Here is a 21,489-nt window from a genome sequence, read left to right as displayed (position 1 = left end):
GACCCAAGAGGCTCAGCGCCCGATGAACTGCGGCCCCTGCGGCGGCAGCCGGAAGTTCGGGTCCATCGGGCCCGCCGGCACCGGCTGCGGCTGGGTCTGGGGGTAGCCGTACGCGGGCGCAGCGGACGCCGGCTGCGGATAGCCGTACGCGGGCGGCTGCTGCGCCACGGCGGCCGTCGGCTGTTCAGGAGGCAACGGCCGGGACACCGTGGGCTCCGCCTCCGGCTCCGCCCCCTGCGCCGACTCGTCCACCGAGATGCCGAAGTCCGTCGCGAGGCCCTTGAGCCCGTCCTGGTACCCCTCGCCCAGCGCGCGGAACTTCCAGCCCTCCCCGCGCCGGTACAGCTCACCGCAGATCAGCGCCGTCTCCGCGCCGGTCTCCGGCTTGATGTCGAAGCGGGCCAGCGGTTCTCCGTCGGCGAGCGCGTCGTGCAGCAGGATGCACAGCGTCGGCACCTGATCGAAGGTGACGCCGTCGGCGGAGGCGACCAGCAGGATCCGCCCGACGTCCGGCTCGACGCCCGGAAGGTCTGTCTGGATCGTGTCGGTCAGTCCCTCGGCGACCCGCTTCTTGCCCAGCCGCCACACCTTTCCCGACGGATGCCGGGGCTGGTTGTAGAAGACGAAGTCCTCGTCGGAGCGCACACGGCCGTCGGGACCCAGCAGCAGCGCCGAGACGTCCACGTCCGGAGCCCCCTGCCCGGGAGTCCAGCGCAGCACGGCCCGGACCGTGGTGGCTTCCAGCGGGATGTTCGACCCCTTCAGCATGGCGTGCGTCATGCGGTCATCCTGCCTTCTCGGTCCTGGTCACGACAATGCGGGGTGCTGCCGCCGGGAGCCGCCGACACAAGCGAGTTACCGGAAATTCATGCCCACCGGGAACCCCGGACATGGATCCCTACGTACTATTACCGGCCACCCTTTACTGAACACAGAGATTCGGGCAAGCGCCCTGGGGGAGTCCCATGCGTCATTTCGGGCACATCGCCCCCGAGGTGCGGCAGCGCCTCTTCCACCGGGAGCCGAGCGCGTTCACCGCCGACGCCCCGGCCCGGCTGCTCGCCGCCGCCCTCGGCGCCACCCTGTACAGCCCCGCCACCCGGCCGCGGCTCGCCGACGACATCGTCAAACAGGCCGGGAACGGCGTGATCTCGATGGTGCTGTGCCTGGAGGACTCGATCGACGACGCGGACGTCGCGGACGGCGAGGAGAACCTCGTCCGGCAGTTCGCCGACCTCGCCGCCCGGCCCGGCCTCGAGCCGCCGCTGCTGTTCATCCGGGTCCGCGCCCCCGAGCAGATCCCCGACCTCGTACGCCGGCTCGGCCCGGCCACGCGGCTGCTGTCGGGATTCGTGCTGCCGAAGTTCGCCGAGGAGCGCGGCATCCCGTTCCTGGAGGCGCTGAGCGCGGCAGAGGCCGAGAGCGGGCGCCGGCTGTTCGCGATGCCCGTCCTGGAGTCCCCCGAACTGCTCTACCGCGAGTCCCGCGTGGAGACCCTCGAGGGCATCTTCCGCGCGGTCGACAAATACCGCGACCGGGTGCTGGCCCTGCGCCTCGGCGTCACCGACTTCTGCTCCTCCTACGGCCTGCGCCGCGCTCCCGACATGACCGCCTACGACGTCCAGGTCGTCGCCTCCGTGATCGCCGACGTCGTGAACATGCTGGGCCGGGCCGACGGCACCGGATTCACCGTGACGGGGCCCGTGTGGGAGTACTTCCGGGTCTCCGAGCGCATGTTCAAGCCGCAGCTGCGGCAGAGCCCCTTCCTGGAGGTGCAGGCCGTCGGGCTGCGCGAGCGGCTGATCGAGCACGCCATGGACGGGCTGCTGCGCGAGATCTCCCTCGACCAGGCCAACGGCCTGCTCGGCAAGACCTGTATCCACCCCTCCCACGTGCTGCCCGTCCACGCGCTGTCCGTGGTCAGCCACGAGGAGTACAGCGACGCCCAGGACATCCTGCGGCCGGACCGGGACGGCGGGGGTGTACTCAGGTCGGCCTACACGAACAAGATGAACGAGGTGAAGCCGCATCGCGCCTGGGCCGAGCGGACCCTGCTGCGCGCCGAGGCGTTCGGCGTGGCCCACGAGGACGTCGGCTTCGTGGAACTCCTCGCCGCCGGGATACCCGGCTGAACCCGGTTGATCCTTTCCATACCGCCCAAGGAACGCATGAACAACGCAGTGAACGACGGGGTCTGGTCCGGCGCCTGGGTCGCTGAGCGACTCGGGGTCGAACTCGTGGGGGACGACGGTCTGCAGGACCTGCTCGGGCTCGCCCTGCGGCGCAACCCCAAGCGGGCCCATCTGCTGGTCTCCAACGTGCTCGGCAAGCATGTCCCGCAGTCGCCGTCCGTGGTCCACTCGCACGGGTTCCGGCTGGGCCGCAGGGTCGCCGGACTGCTCGGCGAGGCGGAGGCGGCCCGGGCCGTCGTCCTCGGCTATGCCGAGACCGCGACGGGGCTGGGGCACGCCGTGGCCGACGGGCTCGCTACCGCGCCGTATCTGCACTCCACGCGCCGGCCGGTGGCCGGTCTCGCCCGGGCCGGCGGCTTCGAGGAGTCGCACTCCCACGCCACGTCGCACCTGCTGCTGCCGCAGGACCCTGCGCTGCTGGCCGGGGGCGGGCCGCTGGTGCTCGTCGACGACGAGTTCTCCACCGGGAACACCGTGCTGAACACCATTCGTGACCTGCACGTGCGCTATCCGCGCGGGCGGTACGTGGTGGTCGCGCTGGTCGATATGCGTTCCGCCGAGGATGCCGAGCGGATGAAACGGTTCGCCGGTGAGATCGGCGCACGGGTGGATCTCGTGGCTGCCGCCTCCGGGGTCGTCAGGCTGCCCAAGGGAGTGCTGGAGGCGGGGCAGCGGCTGGTGGCTCACCACGAGCCCGCCGGTCGCGCGGCCGACGCGGTCGCCCGCGTGGTCCCCCGCGCCCCTCGCCGACTCGACCTGCGCTGGCCGGCGGGCCTCCCCGACGGCGGGCGACACGGGTTCACGCCTGCTCACCGGGACCGGCTGGAGGCCGCGCTCCCCGAGATGGCCGCACGCATACGTGAGGCCCTGCCCGCCGATGCCCACCGTGTCCTCGTCCTCGGCTTCGAAGAGCTGATGTACGCCCCCCTCCGCCTCGCCGGTGAGCTGGAGCGGGCCGTCGCCGCCGAGGTGCGGTTCTCCACCACCACCCGCTCGCCCGTCCTCGCGCTGGACGACCCCGGCTATGCCATCCGCACCCGGCTGGTCTTCCCCGCCCACGACGACCCGGCGGACGGCCCCGGCGAGCGGTACGCCTACAACGTGGCGGGCGCGGACTTCGACGCCGTCGTCGCCGTGGTCGACTCCGTCGCCGACACCCCGGCCCTGCACGCGCCCGACGGCCTGCTGGCCCGGCTCGCGGCGCACGTCCCGCACGTCCTGCTCGCGGTCGTCCCCTCCTACGTCCCCAAGACCGGCGTCCCCGCTACCCCGCACGCTCCCGAAAGGCCGGCCATGCTGCCCGAGCCCCTCCGCGGCCCCGCATTCTCCTCGTACGCGCCCGAGGAGGTCGGCTGGCTGCTCCAGGACCTCTCCGACGTCACCCTGGAGGCGCCGACCGAGGAGCGGGAGGAGGCCATCCAGAGCGGCGGGGCGCACTACGCCGAGTCGCTGCCGGTGGAGTACCAGCCCAGCGAGCAGTACCAGGAGCTGTTCCACGCGGCCCTCGACACCTCCGCCGTCCGGATCGCGCAGGCCGTCGGAGTGGTGACGGAGACGGTCCTCGCCGAGCGGTCGCCGCGTCCGGTGCTCGTGTCGCTGGCCCGGGCAGGAACCCCGGTCGGTGTCCTGATGCGCCGCTGGGCGCAGTTCCGGCACGGCCTCGACCTCCCGCACTACGCCGTGTCGATCGTGCGCGGCCGGGGGATCGACGCCAACGCGCTGCGCTGGCTCGCCGCGCACCACGACCCCCGGGACGTCGTGTTCGTGGACGGCTGGACCGGCAAGGGCGCGATCACCCGGGAACTCGCCCAGGCCGTCGAGGAGTTCGAGAAGACGGAGGGCACCGGCGGCTTCGACCCGGAGATCGCCGTCCTTGCCGATCCGGGCTCCTGCGTGCGCACCTACGGCACCCGCGAGGACTTCCTCATCCCCTCGGCCTGCCTGAACTCGACGGTGTCCGGCCTGATATCACGTACGGTCCTGCGCGCCGACCTGGTCGGTCCGGACGACTTCCACGGCGCCAAGTTCTACCGCGAACTGGCCGGTTCCGACGTCTCCGTGGCCTTCCTCGACGCCGTGTCCGCCCGCTTCCCGGAGGTCGCCGACCGCGTCGGCACCGCCGTCAAGGAGCTGATGGCCGAGGACCGCGCTCCGACCTGGGCCGGCTGGCGGGCCGTGGAGCGGATCAGCGAGGAGTACGGCATCCACGACGTGAACCTCGTCAAGCCCGGCGTCGGCGAGACCACCCGGGTGCTGCTGCGGCGCGTGCCGTGGAAGATCCTCGCGCGGGCGGGGGCCGGCGCCGACCTCGACCATGTGCGCCTGCTCGCCGAGCAGCGCGGGGTGCCGGTCGAGGAGGTCGGTGAACTGCCGTACACCTGCGTCGGGTTGATCCACCCCCAGTACACGCGCGGTGCCACGGGCGCCGACGGCAGGGCGGTGAACGTCTGATGGCGGTGCTGGTGGCGAGCGACCTCGACCGTACGCTCATCTACTCCTCGGCGGCCCTGGCGCTGACCATGCCGGACGCCCGGGCACCCCGGCTGCTGTGCGTGGAGGTGCACGAGGCCAGGCCGCTCTCCTACCTGACCGAGACGGCGGCCCGGCTGCTGACCGACCTCGGGGACACGTCCGTCTTCGTGCCGACCACGACCAGGACACGCAAGCAGTACCAGCGGATCAACCTGCCCGGGCCGCCCCCCACGTACGCGATCTGTGCCAACGGCGGCCATCTGCTGGTCGACGGGGTCACCGACGCCGAGTGGCACGCGGGCGTGCAGGCCCGGCTGGCCGACGAGTGCGCGTCGCTGGCGGAGGTGCGCGAACATCTGCTGCGGACCGCCGACCCGGCGTGGGTGCGCAAGCACCGGGTCGCCGAGGACCTGTTCGTCTACCTCGTCGTCGAGCGCGCCCTGCTGCCCGACGGCTGGGTGAAGGAGCTGGCGGAGTGGGCGGAGCCCCGGGGCTGGACCGTCTCGCTCCAGGGCCGCAAGATCTACGCCGTCCCCAAGCCGCTCACCAAGAGCGCGGCCGTCCGCGAGGTCGCCCGCCGCACCGGCGCGCAGCTGACGCTGGCGGCGGGGGACTCGCTGCTCGACGCCGACCTGCTGCTGGCCGCCGACCGCGGCTGGCGCCCGGGACACGGCGAACTGGCCGACACGGGCTGGACGGCCCCGGCGGTCTGCGCCCTGCCGGAGCGGGGCGTCCTGGCGGGGGAGCGAATTCTCAGGGAATTCTTGGACGCGGCCCGGTCCGCCTAGCCGCAGCACCCTCCACCACAACACCCGCCCCCGCCGCCCGCGGGGGCGGGCGCAGGGCCTGCCGTACCCCCCACAGCCACGGTGGACAGCAGTTTCACCGTGTCGTCATGCCCCGTGGGGCAGGTCGCGGGGGCGGCGGATTCCGCCATCGGACGGCTGAGTTCGAAGGTGTCGCCGCAGGTCCGGCAGCGGTACTCATAGCGAGGCATGGGCCCAGATTAGCCGTCGGGCCCGGGGTTTCGACCCCTTGATCCGGGTCGAACGGCCATCTTCACAGACACATGTGTGAGGGTTTGGAAAATACGCTGATAGCTTGTTTCCGCCGTTGCGAGAACGCTTAGTTCACCGCGCGAGCAAGAGCGAGTGCGGAGGGGAGACGCCGTCGTGACTGACGCGTCGGGGGGACAGAAACAACCCCGAGGGGGAGAGCAGGGCAAGGAGTCGCCCGACGTCGAGGAGACCCTGCATCTGCGCGTCGGTGCCGCCAGGCCCGACGAGACCATGCAGCTGCGCGTGCCTGCCCCGCCGGAACCGCCTGTGCACGGCAGCCGGTCCGGGCGCCGGCGCAGTACCCGTACCTCCGCACGGCAACGCGCCGTGGCCACGGCCGCGACGACGGCCCGCCGGCTGCTCGCGTGGCTTGCGCCTCTGGCGCCGTACGCGCGCAGACTCGCGCCCTACGCGCGCCGCCTCAAGCCCGTCTATCCCCGTCCCGGCCGCACCGGCTGGCGCCGCTGGATACCCTCCTGGCGCCAGTGGATCGGCGGCTTCTTCGCCTCGCTCGGGCTGCTCGGCGCCTTCCTCGTCACGGCGTACGCGATGACCGACATACCGAGCAACCTCAACACGTACGCCACCCAGCAGGACAATGTGTACTTCTGGTCCGACGGGACCCCGATGGCCCGTACGGGCTGGGTGCAGCGGCAGGCGATGCCCCTGAAGGACATCCCCCAGGACGTCCGCTGGGCGGTGCTGGCGGCGGAGAACGAGACCTTCTACTCCGACCCCGGCATATCCGTGCGGGGCATCACCCGCGGCCTGTGGCAGACGGTGGGCGAGGGGGACACCGCGGGCGGGTCCACCATCACCCAGCAGTACGTCAAAAACGTCTATCTCAACCAGAACCGGACGATCAGTCGCAAGTTCACCGAGGCGATGATCGCCCTCAAGCTCGACAACAAGATGAGCAAGGACCAGATCCTGGAGGGCTACCTCAACACCAGCTGGTTCGGCCGCGGCAGCTACGGCATCCAGCGCGCCGCGCAGGCGTACTACGGCAAGGACGTCAGCAAGCTCAACGTCTCCGAGGCGGCCATGCTCGCCGGACTGCTCAAGGGCGCCGGTCTGTACGACCCGACGCTCGGCGCGGCCAACCACCAGCGGGCCGTGGAGCGCTGGAAGTGGATCCTGGACCGCATGGTCAAGATCCACAAGCTGACCCCGCAGCAGCGCACCACGTACAAGACGTTTCCCGAGCCGCTGAAGACCAACCCGCTCTACAACACCGGTGCGCAGAGCGACTACCTGGTCGAACTGGCCTCGCAGTACGTCAAGAAGGCCGCCCATCTGACCGACCAGCAGTTCGACCTGGGCGGCTACCAGATCTACACGACCTTCGACCGCAAACGGGAGCAGGCGCTCACCGACGCCGTCACCAAGGCCCGCAAGGAGGCCAAGCAGAAGGATCCGGGACCGGCGAAGGACGCCCACTACGGCGCCGCCTCCGTCGCCACCGACGGCCGGATCCTCGCGGTCTACGGCGGCCCCGACCACCGTACGCAGGGCTACAACGAGTCCAACGCGGCCACGGTCCCGGCCGGCACCGCCTTCCTGCCGTTCGTCTACGCCGCAGGGCTGGAACAGGGCGTCCACAAGACGCGCAGCGGCCCCGCCACCCCCGTCACTCCGCAGACCGTCTACGACGGCAACGACAACATTCCCGTCATGACCCCGGAGGGGCCGTACTGGGACCGCAGCGGCAAGAAGGTCGCCGCGCGCAACGACGGCGGCAAGTCGTACGGGAAGGTCACCCTGCGCCAGGCGCTCGCCCAGTCGGTGAACACCCCGTTCATGCAGCTGGGCATGGACACCGGCCTGGACCAGGTGCGCAGGACCGCCGAGGCCTCCGGGCTGCTGTCCGACAGCTTCGGCCCCCAGGTGCCCGCCCTGTCGCTGGGCAACTCGACGCCGAGCGCGATCCGGATGGCGAGCGGGTACGCCACGTTCGCGGCCGACGGCACCCACACGGAGCCGTACTCGGTGCGCCGGATCACCCGCAACGGCACCCCGCTCGACCTCAACACCCCGCACGCCACGCGTGCGATCGGCGTCCAGGTGGCCGAGGACGTCACCGACGCCCTCACCGACTCCTTCCGGCTCGCCCACCCCGGCACCGCCGCCGCCCGGCCGGGGGTGGCCGGAAAGGCCGGCACCGCGACCGCCGGCACCACCGCCGACAAGGACACCGTCGGCAAGGACATCGCCGCCTGGTACGCCGGCAGTGCCGACTCCGTCTCCACGGCCGTCGTCGTCTACCGGATGGACCTGGCGAAATCCCTCGAGCCCCTGCCTCTCCAGGGACTGGCGGGAACATCCGCCGACAACGTGCCGTACAACCTCTGGGCGGCCGCGCTGGGTCTTGGCTGACGACCGGACCCGCACCACCCTCACCCCCCTCGGAGAATGAGCCGCGCATGTCCCGCAAGAAGCCACCGACGGGCCGCCGCCGAGCCACCACCGGCCGCCGCGTCCCCGCCGCCACCCGCCCGCAGGTCCTGACGCTGGCCGCCTTTCTCGTCGTGGCCTCGCTGGTGGCCGGTTACCTGGCCCTGAACCGCCAGGACGACACCGCGCCGACCGCCGCCTCCGGCAAGAACACCCAGGCAGCCGCCCCCAAGCCAAGCCCCACCCCCAAGTGGGACGGCAAGACCCACATCCTCGGTGACGGCTCCACCTCCTACACCGGCCCGCAGCAGGGCACGCTCAAGCCGGTGCCGCTCAAGCCCGGTGAGAAGCCACCGCAGTTCGTGGTCTTCTCCTGGGACGGCGCGCTCGAGGGCGACGACCGTCTCTTCTCGCACTACCGGGAGATGGCCAAGGAGTACAACGCCCACATGACCTTCTTCCTCACCGGCATCTACCTGCTGCCCAAGAGCAAGAAGGACCTGTACCACGGCCCGATGCACAACCCCGGTGACGCCGCCATCGACTACCCCACCGACGACCACATCCGCACCACCCTGGAACAGCTCCGCCTCGCCTACGAGCAGGGCAACGACATCGGCACCCACTTCAACGGCCACTTCTGCGGCGCCAAGGGCGGCGGCGACTGGAGCGTCGCGCAGTGGAAGAGCGAGATCGACCAGTTCTACTCCTTCGTGGAGAACTGGAGGACCAACACCGGGTACAAGGACATCCCCGCCCTGCCCTTCGACTTCAAGCAGGAGGTCACCGGCGGCCGGGCGCCCTGCCTGGAGGGCCAGCCCAACCTGCTCAAGGCCATCAAGAGCTACGGCTGGCGCTACGACGCCAGCTCCCCGGGCGACTTCCAGATATGGCCCACCAAGAAGAACGGCGTCTGGGACTTCCCGCTCGAGATGCTGCCCTACGCGGGCAAGGACTTCCAGGGCCTGTCGATGGACTTCAACTTCCTCTACAACCAGTCGGGCGGCAAGACCGACGGCGACCCGGCCAAGTACGACCAGTGGGAACAGCAGACCGTCCAGTCCTACATGGACGGCTTCAACCGGGTCTACTACGGCAGCCGTGCACCGCTGTTCATCGGCAACCACTTCGAGCACTGGAACGGCAGCATCTACATGAAGGCCATCGACAAGGTCATCCCGCAGATATGCACCAAAAAGGGTGTCAGGTGCGTGTCCTTCAAGGAGCTGGCCGACTGGCTCGACGTCCAGAAGCCCTCGACTGTCGCCGCGCTGCGCAGTCTCGACCCGGCTCAGTCCCCGGACTGGTCGACGGTCGTCAAGTGACATGAATAAAGGCCTGGTTCCACTTGTGCAACCCCCTTCACATCTGCCACACGAGGCATGCAAGGATGCCCCATCCCGGTAGGTGTACCGGAGTCCGGTAGGTGTACCGGCGTAGAGGGGAACATCATTGAAATCAAGAAGACTGAGCCGTAAGCGGAGCCGTACGGCCATAATCGGGGCCTCGGCGGCCGCGGTGGTCGCCGGGGTGGCCCTGGTGCCCAACTGGAGCGCGGGCGCCGCCGTCACCAACGACCCGACGGTGGACGCGGCCACCAAGGCGACCTTCCAGAAGCTGGCCGACGCGGTCTTCACCGACCGCACCCAGGCCCTCGTGGACGGCGTCGGCAGCGCGGGCACGCGGCACACGTCCGGCTTTCGGGGGTCCGTGCGGATGTCCGGCGGGCAGAACAGCGAACAGACCACCGCCCTGAGCCAGTTGCGCACCCGCAAGAGCCTGCTCGCCAAGCTCGGCGAGAAGTACAGCGCGGGCAGCACGCAGGTCACGCTCGACGCGACCGAGGTGCACGGCCGAAGCGCCAAGGTCGCCGTCACCGAGACCACGACACTGACCTACAAGAAGCCGGCGGCCAAGGGACCCAGGACCACCGGCTTCCAGGCGCACCACGAGCTGACCTTCAAGGCCGACCGCGGCGGCGACTGGCAGCTGACCGGCATCAAGGACACCGACGACGGCTATCTCGCCGTTAACCAGGTCGCCAAGCCGTCGGTCGCCAAGGCGAAGACCACCGCCGCCGACGACGGCCCGCCGGACGCGCCCCGCGCGTCCACCAGCTGGCCCGCAGCGGCCAACCCCAAGAACCTCACCGGTGGCGCCTACGACTACAAGGCCATGGTGGCGTACGCGCAGAAGTACTGGAGCCACTACAACCCGGACTACCCGGACTACAACGGCGAGGCCGACGGCGGTGACTGCACCAACTTCGTCAGCCAGTCCCTGAAGGCGGGCGGCTGGAAGCACGTCCCGGGCTACACGAACGACTTCCACAAGTGGTTCGGCACCGCCGACATCCAGTCCGACTCGTTCGTCGGCGTCAACGAGTTCTCCTGGTTCGCCCTGTCCTCCAAGCGCGTCACGCCGCTCGCCGACGTCTACCAGGCGGACCTCGGCGACGTGATCCAGATGGACTTCAACCGGGACGGGTCCAAGGACCACTCGATGCTCGTCACCTACCGCGACCGCTACGGCGTGCCGTACGTGACGTACCACTCCACCAACACCTACAACCGGTCCGTGGCGAGCCTCGTCGCGTCGTACCCGAACGCGTACTTCTACGCCTACCGCACCTGATCGGGTGCACGGCCCTCGGGCTCGTCCCCCGCGGGATGGCGGGCCCGCCAGTAGGGGTTGTCGTGCGGCAGGGTCGAGCCGACCCTGCCGTACATGCCGAAGGTCATCAGCAGCAGGCCCACGATGAAGCTGAAGAACACGTTCTGGATCTTGAACGCCAGGAAGTTGGACGTCGTGTCCAGCAGCCCCAGGAACAGGAAGCCGGCCAGCAGGAACAGCACTCCGAACACCATGTTCAGCGTGGAGGCGACGTTCCCGCCCACCGCCATGCCGGCGAGCAGGATCGCCCCGACGACGATCGACAGCACGCTCAGCGTGCCGTTGGTGTTCAGTCCGGCGACCGTCGCACCGCCGGTGTTGAAGAAGCCGATGTGGTCGATCAGGCCCAGGATGCCGAAGGCGACGAGGAACGCGCCGATCAGGCCCGCGCCGACCCGGTAGACCGTGTTCAGCCGGTGGTCGACGGGCAGATGCTGATCGAACTGGATCCGCCGCCGCGGTTTCGTGTGCACTGCGTGTGTGGCCATGTCCGCCTCCCTCGGGCGCTAGCGGAGGCCATGCATCCACATCACTATCCGCCCGTGGTACGGGACCATGCAACCGACGGCACCGCGACGCTCCGCCGGGGGCGCCGGCGGATTCCCGCTCAGCGCCCGCCCCCGCGCTCCTCGCGAATCCGCGCAACCACCCCCGCCGCAGCCCGGCGCACGGCATCCGTCTCCGTCAGGAAATGCCAGTAGTCGGGGTGCCGCCCCTGCAGCGTGGCGACAGCCCGCTCCAGCCGTCCCACCGCCTCGTCCAGCGGAGCGGCATGCCGGGGGTCGGGGGCCGTACGTCCGCTCATGGCCAGCCGCTGGGCGTCCCGGATCGCGAACCGGGTCCGCTCGATCTCCGCCTGCGGATCCTTCTGCACGGCGTTCAGCCTGGTCAGCCGCTCTCCGGCGGCCGACACGGCCTCGTCCGTGGTGTTCAGCAGCGCCCGTACGGTGGACAGCAGCGACGTGGCGTCCGGCCAGCGCTGGGCCTCCCGCGCGGACTGCGCCTCGCGGAGCTTCAGCTCGGCCTGCCGAACGTTCTGCGCCGCCTGCTCGGGCACCTGCTGGAGGTCCTGCCAGCAGGCCGCCGCGAACCGCCGCCGCAGCTCGCTCAGCACCGGGTCCACCTGCCCGGCCCGTGTGGTCAGCGCCTGCGCCCTGGTCCGCAGCGAGACCAGCCGGTGGTCGGTCTCGGCCGCCAGCGCCGGCAGCCGCTCGGCCTCGGCCCGGATCGCCCCGGCCTCCCGCTGCACCCGCTCGGCCCGCTCCAGCGTCTGCTGCACACCGTGCTGCCCGGCGCCCTGGTTCAGCTTCGTCAGCTCGGGCGAGAGGGCGGCGAGCCGGCCCGCGAGGTCGTCGGCCCGCAGGCCCTTCTCGCGCGCGGCGTCCAGGGCGTTGCTCGCGGCCAGCAGGGCCTGCCGGGCCCGCTCCACGGCGGGCGCCACCCGGGCCAGCTGGGTCTCCGCCTTGCCCAGCAGCGGTGCGAGCGAGCTGCCGAACCGGTCCAGCTCCTGCCTGGTGCGCAGCAGTTCGTCCTTGGCGGCGGTCAGCTCCGAGCGGGCACGGGACGCGGCCGAGGCCTCCAGGTCGTCCCGGTCGAGATCATGGGCGTCGACGGCCTGGATGTAGCGCTGGCTGACCTCGTCGATCCGCAGGCCGAGCGCGGCGAAGTCGCTCGCGACGCGTCGGGCTGCGGGGGAGTCGTCCACGGCCGTGATGGTCTCGACGGAGATGCTCAACTCCCGCTGGGCGGTGTCGAGTTCGTAGAAAGCGGTGGCCGCGGCGTCCTTCGCGGCCTGCGCCTCGGCGCGCTGGCTCTCCGCCCGCCCGCCGAACCAGCGCCGGGTGCCGCCGCCGGCGAACGCGGCGGGCAGGGCGAGCGCGGCCAGCAGCGGCAGGCTCATCAGGGTGAGGGTGTCGCGCAGAGCCGAGGACCCGCCCCGGACCCGTGCGGTCGACGGCGGGTACGTCCGCGTCGCTGGCGTGCCCGGTGTCGCCGTCACATCCCTCTCCCGTGCTGTGGTCCGCCCTGGGTGGAGTCATTCTCCCACCCGTAGGAGACGAACACACGGGCCGGTCAGTTCGCCGTACGGACCGTTACCTTGCCGTTCGAGGAGTCCGCGGACACGGTGTGCGGGCTCTTGTCGTCCCGGGGCACGGACACCGACACCCCTCCGTTGTCCGACTGCGCCGTCACGTGGTAGGTGGCGCGGGGCAGTGCGACCGTCACCGCGCCGTTGTCGGACCTGGCGTCCACGCGGTCCGGCACCCGGCCGAGAGTGAGATCGACCGAGCCGTTGCTGGTCTCGGCCCGCACCCGGGGCGCGGAGACCTCCGCGCGCACCGAGCCGTTGTCCGAGTGCAGGTCCAGCGGGCCGGTGGAGTCGGTGACGTGCACGGAGCCGTTGCTGGTGCGGATGCCGAGCGTGTCGGCGAATCCGTGCGCCTGCACGCTGCCGCTCCCCTCGTCGACGCTGACCCCGACTCCCTGCGGCACCTCGATCCGGTACTTGGCCGAGCAGTCGGCGATGAACCCGGAGCAGTGCATGCGCAGCTTCAGCCGGTCGTCCTGGAAGGACCAGCTGACCCGGGGCGTGCCGCCGACGACGACCTTCCCCTTGAACCACCGGGTCACCTGGACCGTCCCCGCCCGGGTCCCCTTCGCGGCGACGATCTCCAGCCCCGCGTCGTCGGAGTCGACGGTGAGCGTGCGGCCGTGCAGCGCGAAGGACCGGTGGTCGGGGTGCTTGTCGTCGTCGGCGGAGGCGCCGCAGGCGCTGACCCCCGCGACGAGCACTCCGGTGACGGCAGCCACGAGGGCGGCGCGGGCGGGAACGGAACGGGTCGTACGGGCCATGCGTAATCTCCCCCTGAACCGGCCCGCCGGGTGCGGCGGGCCGGAGTGTCTCGGTCTGTGACGACGGTAAATGATCAAGACCTGGCCGGGAATCGGGGAGACTCCCGGAATCGGGGTGGGGATAACCCCCCGACACCCCTGACCGCCGCCGGAACGGGTTTGCGGTGCACCGGTCCCGGCAAGGTAGGCTGTCAACTCGTCCTGGGCGCTGGTCCGGGTGTTCGGGGTGCGTAGCTCAGGGGTAGAGCGCCTGCCTTACAAGCAGGATGTCGGCGGTTCGAAACCGTCCGCGCCCACCAGTGGAAAGCCTCCGGCCGCAGGGTCGGGGGCTTTCCCCTTTTACTCCTCCGCTTCTTCCTCCGCCCGCTCGTGCGCGTGCTTCAGGCGGCTGCGCATCTCCATCCGGTCCGCCGCCGCGACCTCGGCCCAGAAGCGGTGCGTGCTGACGAACACCGCCAGCTCGTGCTCGCGCCGGCGCAGCTTCTCCACCTCGGCCTGCTCGTCCGTCGTCCAGCCCGGAGAGGCGGGCCGCTCCGCCTTGCGCCAGCCGTTGTCGTCGCTGAACCCGGCCATCGGCTCGACCGACCACGGCAGCCGCTTGAGCAGGGCCGACAGCTCGGCCCTGACCTGATGCAGCTCCTCCTGACCGGCGAGGAGGTCACTGGGGAATTCGGGGGTCGTCACCACGCGGCAATGCTACGCCTGTTCGATTTTGAGAGGCGAGCGCGATCGTGGGATGCGGGGGAGGTTCAGCCGAACGGGTGGCGAGGGGGCGGCGGGGCGACGAGCCGCCGCCCGCCCGCCGCCCCCTCGTGTGTCAGTGGCCGGCGGCCCGGATCTCCCGCACCAGGCGGGCCGTCACCGGCGCCGGTACGCCGTGCCGGCCGGCCGCGCGCAGCAGCGCCCCGCCGATGGCGTCCAGTTCCAGCGGCCGGCCGGCCTCCGCGTCGCGCTGCATGGACGACTTGGCGGCGGGCGGGAAGGCGTCGTACCGGGTCAGGGCCGCATCCGGGTCGGCGGGGGCGCCGCAGGCGCGGCTGACCGCGGCGGTCTCGGCGACGAGGGCCGCAAGCTCCTCGCGGTGTCGGGTGCGAGCCTCGCCGAGCGGGAGGCCGTACCGGGTGGTGAGCAGCGCGAACGGGGCCAGGAACGCCATCTTGGCCCACAGTGCCGCCGTCTCGTCCCCGACCGCGTGGGCGGTCGTACCGGCGGCCGTGAGGGTGGCGGCCAGGGCCTCCAGGCGGGCGCGCGGCACGCCGTCCCCGGCGAGGTCGATCTCGGTGAACGGGCTGCCGTGCTCGATCACGCCGGGGGCCACGCGGGTGGACTCCACGCGGATCACCGCCGGGGCGACCCGGTCGGGACGGTAGCGGGTGCGCAGCGCGGCCGGGTGTTCGACGCCGTTGAGCAGCGGTACGACGAGGGCGTCGCCGAGTGCGGCCGGCGGGATGCGGGTGAGGGCGGCCTCGAGCGCGGTGTGCTTGACGGTGACCAGGCAGGCGGTCACCGGTTCGCGCAGTTCGGTGTCCGCCTCGACGGAAGCGGTGAACTCGCCGAACTGCGGGCTGCGGACGGTGATTCCGTCGCGGCGCAAGGCGTCGGCCGTGCGGTCCTGGGCCAGGCAGACGACGCGGTGGCCGGCGCGGGCGAGCAGGGCGGCGAGCAGGCCGCCCGTGCCGCCGGGCCCGAGGACCGCCACGGTGTTCTCGGTGCTCCTGCTGTTCTCGGTAGCCATGAGGCTGTTCCTTTCGACGGTCGGCCCCGCAGTTCGGTGGCCGCCTTCGCCGTGATCATCGCAGGGGTGTGCGGCGAGCGGGAGACTGAGGGCATGTGCCGGAGTATCAAAACGCTGCGCCCGCCCGTCCTGTCCGACGAGGCCACGGACGAGGACATCCACGCCGCCGCGCTGCAGTACGTACGGAAGGTCTCGGGCTTCCGCGCCCCCGCCGCCCACAACCGCGAGGTCTTCGACCGGGCGGTGGCGGCCGTGGCCGAGGCGACGGCCGAACTGCTCGCGGGGCTGGAGGTGAGGGGGCAGTCGGTGCGCGGCGGCACCCCGTAGGGGGGTGCGAAAGCGCAGGCTGAAGCGGAACTACGGATGAATGTTGAAGTTGCAAGTACAGATTAGGTTCGCCTAACCTGGGTTCCTCGATCGGTCCGTCCCCCACGACCGGCCCGTCCCCGGCCGGCGCCGAAGAGGAGAACCCCCATGTCCGCTCGCCTCGATTCCGCTCAGCCGTACGTGATCGCGCTGTTCCGCGCCGTCGTCGGCCTGCTGTTCGCCGTGCACGGCGCCGCCTCCCTCTTCGGTGTCCTCGGTGGTGCCGCGGGCGGCGGTGCCGCGATCCCGGCCGGCACCTGGCCGGGCTGGTACGCGGCCGTGATCCAGCTGGTCGCGGGCGCCCTGGTGCTCCTCGGCCTCGGCACTCGCGGGGCCGCGCTGGTCGCCTCGGGCTCGATGGCGTACGCCTACTTCGACGTCCACCAGCAGGCCGCGCTGTGGCCCATCCAGAACGGCGGCGAGCTGTCGGTGCTGTTCTGCTGGGCGTTCTTCCTGCTGGTCTTCACCGGCTCGGGCGCCTTCGGGCTCGACCGGCTCCTCGGCGGGCGTACGGCCGAGCGCGCCGAACCGGTCGCCGAGCAGAGGCCGATGGCGGCCTGAGCCCGACGGCTCCGACGCGCGGCGGCGCCCTTCCCTGCCGCGAGGGGAAGGGCGCCGCCTTGTTCCGCGGCCGTCGCGGGCTTACGACGCGCCGCCGAACGGCACGCTGAAGCAGGCCGCCCGGCTGCCCTTGGTGCCCGGCTGGCTGTGGATCACCAGCGAGCCGGCCTGGCCCTTGCGGAAGGCCCAGCCGTGCTGCGTGGTCGCCTGGCCGATGCCGTGCGCGTCGGTCTTGAAGTCGAGCCAGACCTCGTTCTTGTTGTTGACGTGGGCGGCGTCCGTGCCGGCCTTGTCCTGGTAGTGCTTGCCGGCGTCGTCGGGCTTGACGCCGCAGGCCTTCTGGTGGATGTGGGCGCCGTACTGATGGCCGGGCACGAGGCCCGCCACCCGCAGCTCGATCTTCGTGGTGCCGTTCGGCAGGCTCTGCTGTCGGACGTTGATCATTGCGCCTGTCGGGACGAGCTTCTGGTCGTACGTCAGGGCCTTGGATGCCGCGCTCTTGGCCGACGGTGTGAACACGCCGCTGGTGTCCAGCGAGAAGCTGGGGGTACTTGCGCTTCCGGTCGCGAACAGGGCTGCGGCGAGGGCGCCCGCGTATACGGTTGCCACCATGATGTGCACCTTTTCCTGCGCTTGCGCGCCGTTTTGTTCGGATACGTGCCTTCTGTCCGAAGACTGGCCTCTCTACGTTGCTAAGGGGCGCGGGACGGTACCGCCGCACGGGGGGCGCCATCAGAGTGAATAGACGTCCGGAATCGCCCCATCGGCCCCCCTGGAACCTTCTGTCACACCCCCGGCGTACGCTGTTGGGCTGTCAACGGGGGAGCAACGGGAGTCGTGGTGTTCGAGAGTGTGGGGTCGCTGACCGGCGGACCTTGGATCTATGCCGTGGTGGCCCTGTCCGTGCTGCTCGACGTGTTCGTGCCGGTCCTGCCGAGCGGTGTGCTCGTCATCGCGGCGGGTACGGCCGCGGCGGCGGGCTCGGGTGCGGCGGCTGGCCGGGTCCCGCACGGTGTGCCGGACACCCTGGCCCTGATCCTGTGCGCGGCCACCGCCTCGGTCCTCGGCGATCTGGTGGCCTATCGCCTGGCCTGGCGGGGCGGAGAGCGGCTGGACCGGGCGATAGCCCGGTCCCGGCGGCTGACCGGTGCGCAGGAACGTCTCGGCGATGCCCTGTCCCGGGGCGGCGGCGCGCTCGTCGTGCTCGCCCGCTTCGCCCCCGCCGGCCGCTCGATCGTCTCCTTCTGCGCGGGCGCCGCCCATCGCCGCGCCCGTGACTTCGTTCCGTGGTCCGCGCTGGCCGGCCTGTCCTGGGCCGCCTACAGCGTCGCCCTCGGCTACTACGGCGCCCAGTGGCTCGGTACGACCTGGCTCGCCACGGGTGTCTCCCTTGTCGCCCTGTTCGGCGCGGGCGCGGCGGCGGGCTATCTGATGCGCCGCCGCCCGGCCTCCTGACGCCGGGGGCCGCAGGCGAGGCGGGGCCGCGGCCCTGCCCGGCCGGCCCCGCCCCCCGGCTGCTCACCGCCGCGAACCTCAGCAGCCGGCGAGGTGGTTCCTCAGGGCGTTCTTCTCGGCGGTGTCGACCGAGAGGTCGTAGTAGTACTTCACCTGCACCCAGGCGCGGACGTAGGTGCACAGGTACGCGGAGCGGGACGGCACCCAGGTGGCCGGATCCTGGTCGCCCTTGGCCTGGTTGACGTTGTCGGTGACGGCCAGGAGCTGGGGACGGGTGACGTCGTTGGCGAAGGCCTGCCGCTGGGCGGTCGTCCACGTGCTCGCACCGGAGTCCCAGGCCTCGGCGAGCGGCACGAGGTGGTCGATGTCGACGTCGGACGGGGAGATCCAGGTCGCGCCGTCGTACGGGGAGTACCAGCTGCCGCTGGTGGCGGTGCAGGCCGAGTTGGTGACGACGCTCTCGCCGTCCCGCTCGAGGATCCACTCGCGGGTGTTGCAGGCGCCGGAGATGGTGATCCAGGTCGGGAACTTGTCGCGGCTGTAGCCGGTGCGGTCCTCGGTGGCGACCGGGAGCCGGGAGAGGTAGCTGCGGGCGGTGGCGGCGCCGACCGGGGTGGGGAGGGCGGCGGAGGCGGCGGGGGAGTTGAACAGTGCTGCGGAAGCCATGAAACCGGTAAGGGCCGCGAGTATGCTCAGCCGTCGACGCGCGTAGACCTTCTGCATGCGAACTCCCGTGTGGTGTGGGGACGTTGGGTGCGGGTCAGGGAATGCCCGCGAGGGCGCGTTGCCGGAAGGTGAGCGCCCGGTAAGAAGCTAATGACGCGTCCATGTCATGCCAAGGCGTACCGCGGCACTTTCGCGTCCCGTACCATGGGCGGTGCAGAAGGGGAGTAGCTCTTCGCCGGACCGTCGACATACTGCTCAGCGAGCCTGAGCCGGCGCCCGGAGGCGGACCGTCGAGTCGCATCGAGGTCCGCCAGCGAGACCTTCGGCAAGCAGTGCGCGTCCGTGCCCCCTCGGCACGGGCGCCGAACGCGCTGCCGTGCCGAGGTGTCATCGTGTGACGTACCGCACTCTCGGCCGGGCGGCCCGACCGATTGAGGAATCTTGATCAGCATTACCGTGACGGCGCTCGTCTTCGGCGTCATCTTCCTTGCCGAACTGCCGGACAAGACCGCGCTCGCGGGTCTCGTCCTCGGCACCCGTTACCGGGCGAGCTACGTCTTCGCGGGCGTCGCCGCCGCCTTCCTGCTGCACGTCGTGCTGGCCGTCGCGGCCGGCAGCGTGCTGACCCTGCTGCCGCAGCAGATCGTGCACGCCATCACCGGTGTCCTCTTCCTGGGCGGCGCGGCCATGCTGCTGCTGCAGAAGGCCGAGGACGAGGAGGAGATCAAGAGGCCCGCCGACCAGTCCTTCTGGAAGGTCGCCGGCACGGGCTTCATGCTCATCCTCGTCGCCGAGTTCGGCGACCTGACCCAGATCATGACCGCCAACCTCGCCGCCCGCTACAACGACCCGATCTCCGTCGGCCTCGGTGCGACGCTCGGCCTGTGGGCCGTCGCCGGGCTCGGCATCGTCGGCGGAAAGGCCCTGATGAAGAAGGTGCCGCTGCGGCTGATCACGCAGATCGCGGCACTGCTGATGCTGGGTCTCGGTGTGTGGAGTCTGTACGAAGCGGTGGCGGGCTGAGCTGAACGGTGGGTGAACCCTCGCCGGATGCGGTGGCGGGACCCGCCCCTTGTTTTGTACCGTGGAGGAACAAAGTGGCCTCCGCCCGTTTTCCCTGACCGGCGGGCGGGGCTCCTTTGTCCCCTGCCCCTCGGGGCCTGTCCCTGCCGACGTGGGGCCCTCCCCGTTCGTCCTCTCGTATCTGCCGTACCTGTCGTACCTGGAGCTGCCGATGACGGCCACCGCCACGCCCACCGTCCTGACCGCCCGCGCCCTCCTGCTCGACATGGACGGCACCCTCGTCAACTCGGACGCCGTGGTCGAGCGCATCTGGCGGCGCTGGGCCGAGCGGCACGGACTGGACGGGGGCGAGGTGATGAAGGTCGTCCACGGCCGTGAGGGGCACGCCTCCATGGCCGTCCTGCTGCCCGACCGGCCCGTCGAGCAGAACCTCGCGGACAACGCCCGCATGCTTGCCGAGGAGACCGCCGACACCGACGGAGTGGTGGAGATCCCCGGCGCGAGCGCCTTCCTGGCTTCCCTGCGCGGCCTCCCGCACGCCCTGGTGACCTCCGCCGACGTCGCGCTGTCCACCGCCCGTATGTGCGCCGCCGGGTTGCCGCTGCCGGAGGTCCGGATCACCGCCGAGTCGGTGGGCGCGAGCAAGCCCGACCCCGAGGGCTTCCTCAAGGGCGCCGCCGAGCTGGGCGTGGACCCGGCCGACTGCGTGGTCTTCGAGGACTCCGGGGCCGGTATCGCCGCCGGGCGCAGCGCGGGCATGACCGTGGTGGGCGTCGGCCCCCGCGCCGGGCTGCACGCTCCCGACGTGGTGGTGCCCGACCTGACGCGGGTACGGATCGAGGCCGCCGCCGACGGGACGATCCGGCTGCACATCGACTGAGGCGACGCCGTACCGGGGCCTCTTGGGCCCCGCCGACGGACTGTGCTCGCCCGGCCCGGCCCTACGGCTGGGACGTCTCCGCCTCCAGGCTTGCGCGGGTCGCCGGCCCGTACTCCCCGTACGTGTCGCCGATGATCCCCCGGGCGAGCTGGTACGTGCGTACCGCGTCCTGCACGGGGCGGGTGAAGACACCGTTGATCTCGTCGTCGTAGAGGTTCAACTGCCTCAGTCGCTGCTGGAGTTCGGTGACCTCGGGGCCCGTGTCGCCGCGCCGCAGGACCGGTTCGGCGGTGGCGGGCGTCTTCTGCGGGGCGGCGGAGGAGACCGTCGCGGAGGGCGTGGCCGAGCCCGGGCCGGACGTGCTGGGGGACGGTGCCGTGCGGGTCGGCGACGCGGACGGCGTGGTCGAGGGGCTCGGGCTCGCCGCGGCCGTGGGCGGGCGCACCAGGGAACGGGACACCGCGCCGGAGGAGTTCGGCGCCGTCGGGGACGCCGGGGCCGACGTGGTCACGTCCGGGACGCTCTGCCTGACCTCCTGGGCGGCACCGTCACGGGACGGCACGTCGTACGAGAATAACCCGCTCACGAACCCGGCCGCCGCCGCGACCACGGCGCCCGCGCCCACGACGGACAGCACCACCCTGCGACCGGACCGCCGACGGCGCGGCCCGGCACCGTCCGCCCAGCCGGTCTCACCTGCCGCGTCCGTCTCCCCGTCCTCGAACAGCCCCAGGTCCGCCGTGTCCGGCCCCGGTACCGCGCGCAGCGGCAGCGTGGCCTCGACGGGCCGCACCACCCCGGTCTCCCGAACCCCGTCGGCCTCGCTGACGTCGCTGACGTCGCTGACCTCGACGTAAGGCCGTATCCGCAGCGGATCGAAGTCCCCCGCCGCTGCCGCCTCCGCCGTACGCGTCTCGCGCAGGGCCTCGGCCGCCCGCGCGGTGCAGTCGCAGGACGGGCTACGGTCCGGTCCTCTCGGCGCCCCGCACTCGGGGCAGGTATGGCCCTCGGGGCCCTCGGATTCACTCACGCGTTCGTCCTCCCCTCACGAACTTCAGAGACTATGCGCAACTTCTCCGCATCCGAAGCCGGAAACGCGGGACTCGACGGGCCACAACCGGTCACACCGGCGACGATGGAGAAGGTGCACTCCGAGCCCTC

21 protein-coding genes and 1 tRNA gene are annotated in these 21,489 nt (G+C 71.3%); 12 read left to right on the top strand and 10 right to left on the bottom strand.

What is annotated here, in order from left to right; all coding sequences use genetic code 11:
- Nucleotides 1–12: 12 nt before the first annotated feature.
- Nucleotides 13–780: a TerD family protein gene (locus GQF42_RS14845; RefSeq protein WP_158920097.1), complete on the bottom strand. Its 768-nt coding sequence runs from the start codon at nt 778–780 to the stop codon at nt 13–15.
- A gap of 185 nt (nt 781–965) precedes the next feature.
- On the opposite strand from GQF42_RS14845, the gene GQF42_RS14840 reads away from it, so the two are divergent.
- From GQF42_RS14840 to GQF42_RS14830, 3 genes are read left to right on the top strand one after another with little or no spacing between them, the layout of a single operon-like run.
- Entirely contained in the window at nt 966–2,132 is a 1,167-nt protein-coding gene (locus GQF42_RS14840) for an HpcH/HpaI aldolase/citrate lyase family protein (protein WP_158920096.1), read from the top strand.
- Between the two features lie 36 nt (nt 2,133–2,168).
- On the top strand, nt 2,169–4,643 hold the full coding sequence (locus tag GQF42_RS14835) for a phosphoribosyltransferase (protein WP_158920095.1): 2,475 nt from the start codon (nt 2,169–2,171) through the stop codon (nt 4,641–4,643).
- Complete coding sequence (locus GQF42_RS14830) at nt 4,643–5,452, top strand: HAD family hydrolase (RefSeq protein ID WP_158920094.1); 810 nt, start codon at nt 4,643–4,645, stop codon at nt 5,450–5,452. The genes GQF42_RS14835 and GQF42_RS14830 overlap by 1 nt, the downstream gene beginning before the upstream one ends.
- Here GQF42_RS14830 and GQF42_RS14825 read toward each other — a convergent pair.
- Nucleotides 5,449–5,661, bottom strand: a complete 213-nt coding sequence (locus GQF42_RS14825; protein ID WP_158920093.1) for an FmdB family zinc ribbon protein — start codon at nt 5,659–5,661, stop codon at nt 5,449–5,451. The genes GQF42_RS14830 and GQF42_RS14825 overlap by 4 nt on opposite strands.
- A gap of 292 nt (nt 5,662–5,953) precedes the next feature.
- Between GQF42_RS14825 and GQF42_RS14820 the strand changes: the two genes are divergently transcribed.
- From GQF42_RS14820 to GQF42_RS14810, 3 genes are all read left to right on the top strand, one after another.
- Nucleotides 5,954–8,098 carry a transglycosylase domain-containing protein gene (locus tag GQF42_RS14820; RefSeq protein WP_158930171.1) on the top strand — a complete coding sequence of 715 codons (2,145 nt, stop codon included), beginning with the start codon at nt 5,954–5,956 and terminating at the stop codon, nt 8,096–8,098.
- A 47-nt stretch (nt 8,099–8,145) separates the two neighbouring features.
- On the top strand, nt 8,146–9,441 hold the full coding sequence (locus tag GQF42_RS14815; RefSeq protein WP_158920092.1) for a polysaccharide deacetylase family protein: 1,296 nt from the start codon (nt 8,146–8,148) through the stop codon (nt 9,439–9,441).
- 193 nt (nt 9,442–9,634) lie between these two features.
- Complete coding sequence (locus tag GQF42_RS14810) at nt 9,635–10,750, top strand: amidase domain-containing protein (RefSeq protein WP_233273766.1); 1,116 nt, start codon at nt 9,635–9,637, stop codon at nt 10,748–10,750.
- On the opposite strand, the gene GQF42_RS14805 is transcribed toward GQF42_RS14810, so the two are convergent.
- The 3 genes from GQF42_RS14805 to GQF42_RS14795 all read right to left on the bottom strand — a co-directional run bounded on the left by GQF42_RS14805 (nt 10,738) and on the right by GQF42_RS14795 (nt 13,642).
- Entirely contained in the window at nt 10,738–11,277 is a 540-nt protein-coding gene (locus GQF42_RS14805; RefSeq protein ID WP_158920091.1) for a DUF4383 domain-containing protein, read from the bottom strand. The two genes, GQF42_RS14810 and GQF42_RS14805, sit on opposite strands and share 13 nt — an antisense overlap.
- 119 nt (nt 11,278–11,396) lie before the next feature.
- Nucleotides 11,397–12,788, bottom strand: a complete 1,392-nt coding sequence (locus GQF42_RS14800; RefSeq protein WP_158920090.1) for a coiled-coil domain-containing protein — start codon at nt 12,786–12,788, stop codon at nt 11,397–11,399.
- 74 nt (nt 12,789–12,862) lie between these two features.
- Complete coding sequence (locus GQF42_RS14795; protein ID WP_158920089.1) at nt 12,863–13,642, bottom strand: DUF4097 family beta strand repeat-containing protein; 780 nt, start codon at nt 13,640–13,642, stop codon at nt 12,863–12,865.
- Nucleotides 13,643–13,866: 224 nt separating this feature from the next.
- Between GQF42_RS14795 and GQF42_RS14790 the strand changes: the two genes are divergently transcribed.
- Nucleotides 13,867–13,941 (top strand) — tRNA-Val (locus tag GQF42_RS14790).
- 40 nt (nt 13,942–13,981) lie between these two features.
- Here the strand turns inward: GQF42_RS14790 and GQF42_RS14785 are convergent.
- Together GQF42_RS14785 and GQF42_RS14780 are read right to left on the bottom strand one after the other, a co-directional pair.
- Nucleotides 13,982–14,329, bottom strand: coding sequence for a hypothetical protein (locus GQF42_RS14785; RefSeq protein WP_158920088.1), 348 nt, complete (start codon nt 14,327–14,329; stop codon nt 13,982–13,984).
- Nucleotides 14,330–14,459: 130 nt separating this feature from the next.
- A complete protein-coding gene (locus GQF42_RS14780; RefSeq protein ID WP_158920087.1) occupies nt 14,460–15,377 on the bottom strand; it encodes a ketopantoate reductase family protein in 918 nt (305 codons plus the stop codon).
- Nucleotides 15,378–15,470: 93 nt separating this feature from the next.
- Between GQF42_RS14780 and GQF42_RS14775 the strand changes: the two genes are divergently transcribed.
- Entirely contained in the window at nt 15,471–15,704 is a 234-nt protein-coding gene (locus tag GQF42_RS14775; RefSeq protein ID WP_158920086.1) for a DUF2277 domain-containing protein, read from the top strand.
- Nucleotides 15,705–15,851: 147 nt separating this feature from the next.
- Complete coding sequence (locus GQF42_RS14770) at nt 15,852–16,304, top strand: DoxX family protein (RefSeq protein ID WP_158920085.1); 453 nt, start codon at nt 15,852–15,854, stop codon at nt 16,302–16,304.
- Between the two features lie 81 nt (nt 16,305–16,385).
- On the opposite strand, the gene GQF42_RS14765 is transcribed toward GQF42_RS14770, so the two are convergent.
- Nucleotides 16,386–16,916 carry a superoxide dismutase family protein gene (locus GQF42_RS14765; RefSeq protein ID WP_158920084.1) on the bottom strand — a complete coding sequence of 177 codons (531 nt, stop codon included), beginning with the start codon at nt 16,914–16,916 and terminating at the stop codon, nt 16,386–16,388.
- Between the two features lie 228 nt (nt 16,917–17,144).
- Here GQF42_RS14765 and GQF42_RS14760 point away from each other — a divergent pair, with 228 nt between their 5' ends.
- The gene (locus tag GQF42_RS14760; RefSeq protein WP_158930167.1) at nt 17,145–17,759 is read left to right on the top strand and encodes a DedA family protein; all 615 of its coding nucleotides are present in this window, start codon (nt 17,145–17,147) and stop codon (nt 17,757–17,759) included.
- 78 nt (nt 17,760–17,837) lie between these two features.
- Here GQF42_RS14760 and GQF42_RS14755 read toward each other — a convergent pair whose 3' ends face one another.
- The gene (locus GQF42_RS14755) at nt 17,838–18,482 is read right to left on the bottom strand and encodes an HNH endonuclease family protein (protein WP_158920083.1); all 645 of its coding nucleotides are present in this window, start codon (nt 18,480–18,482) and stop codon (nt 17,838–17,840) included.
- A gap of 384 nt (nt 18,483–18,866) precedes the next feature.
- On the opposite strand from GQF42_RS14755, the gene GQF42_RS14750 reads away from it, so the two are divergent.
- Complete coding sequence (locus GQF42_RS14750) at nt 18,867–19,448, top strand: TMEM165/GDT1 family protein (protein ID WP_158920082.1); 582 nt, start codon at nt 18,867–18,869, stop codon at nt 19,446–19,448.
- Nucleotides 19,449–19,659: 211 nt separating this feature from the next.
- Nucleotides 19,660–20,328 (top strand): HAD family hydrolase, encoded by a 669-nt coding sequence (locus GQF42_RS14745; RefSeq protein WP_158930165.1) that lies wholly within the window; start codon nt 19,660–19,662, stop codon nt 20,326–20,328.
- 61 nt (nt 20,329–20,389) lie between these two features.
- Here GQF42_RS14745 and GQF42_RS14740 read toward each other — a convergent pair whose 3' ends face one another.
- A complete protein-coding gene (locus GQF42_RS14740) occupies nt 20,390–21,358 on the bottom strand; it encodes a peptidoglycan-binding domain-containing protein (protein ID WP_158920081.1) in 969 nt (322 codons plus the stop codon).
- Nucleotides 21,359–21,489: the final 131 nt, after the last annotated feature.

This window comes from Streptomyces broussonetiae (assembly GCF_009796285.1).
GTDB classification, from domain to species: Bacteria; Actinomycetota; Actinomycetes; order Streptomycetales; family Streptomycetaceae; genus Streptomyces; species Streptomyces broussonetiae.
The sequence above is the reverse complement of the archived record's forward strand: the minus strand, read 5'-3'. Positions and strand labels throughout refer to the sequence as shown.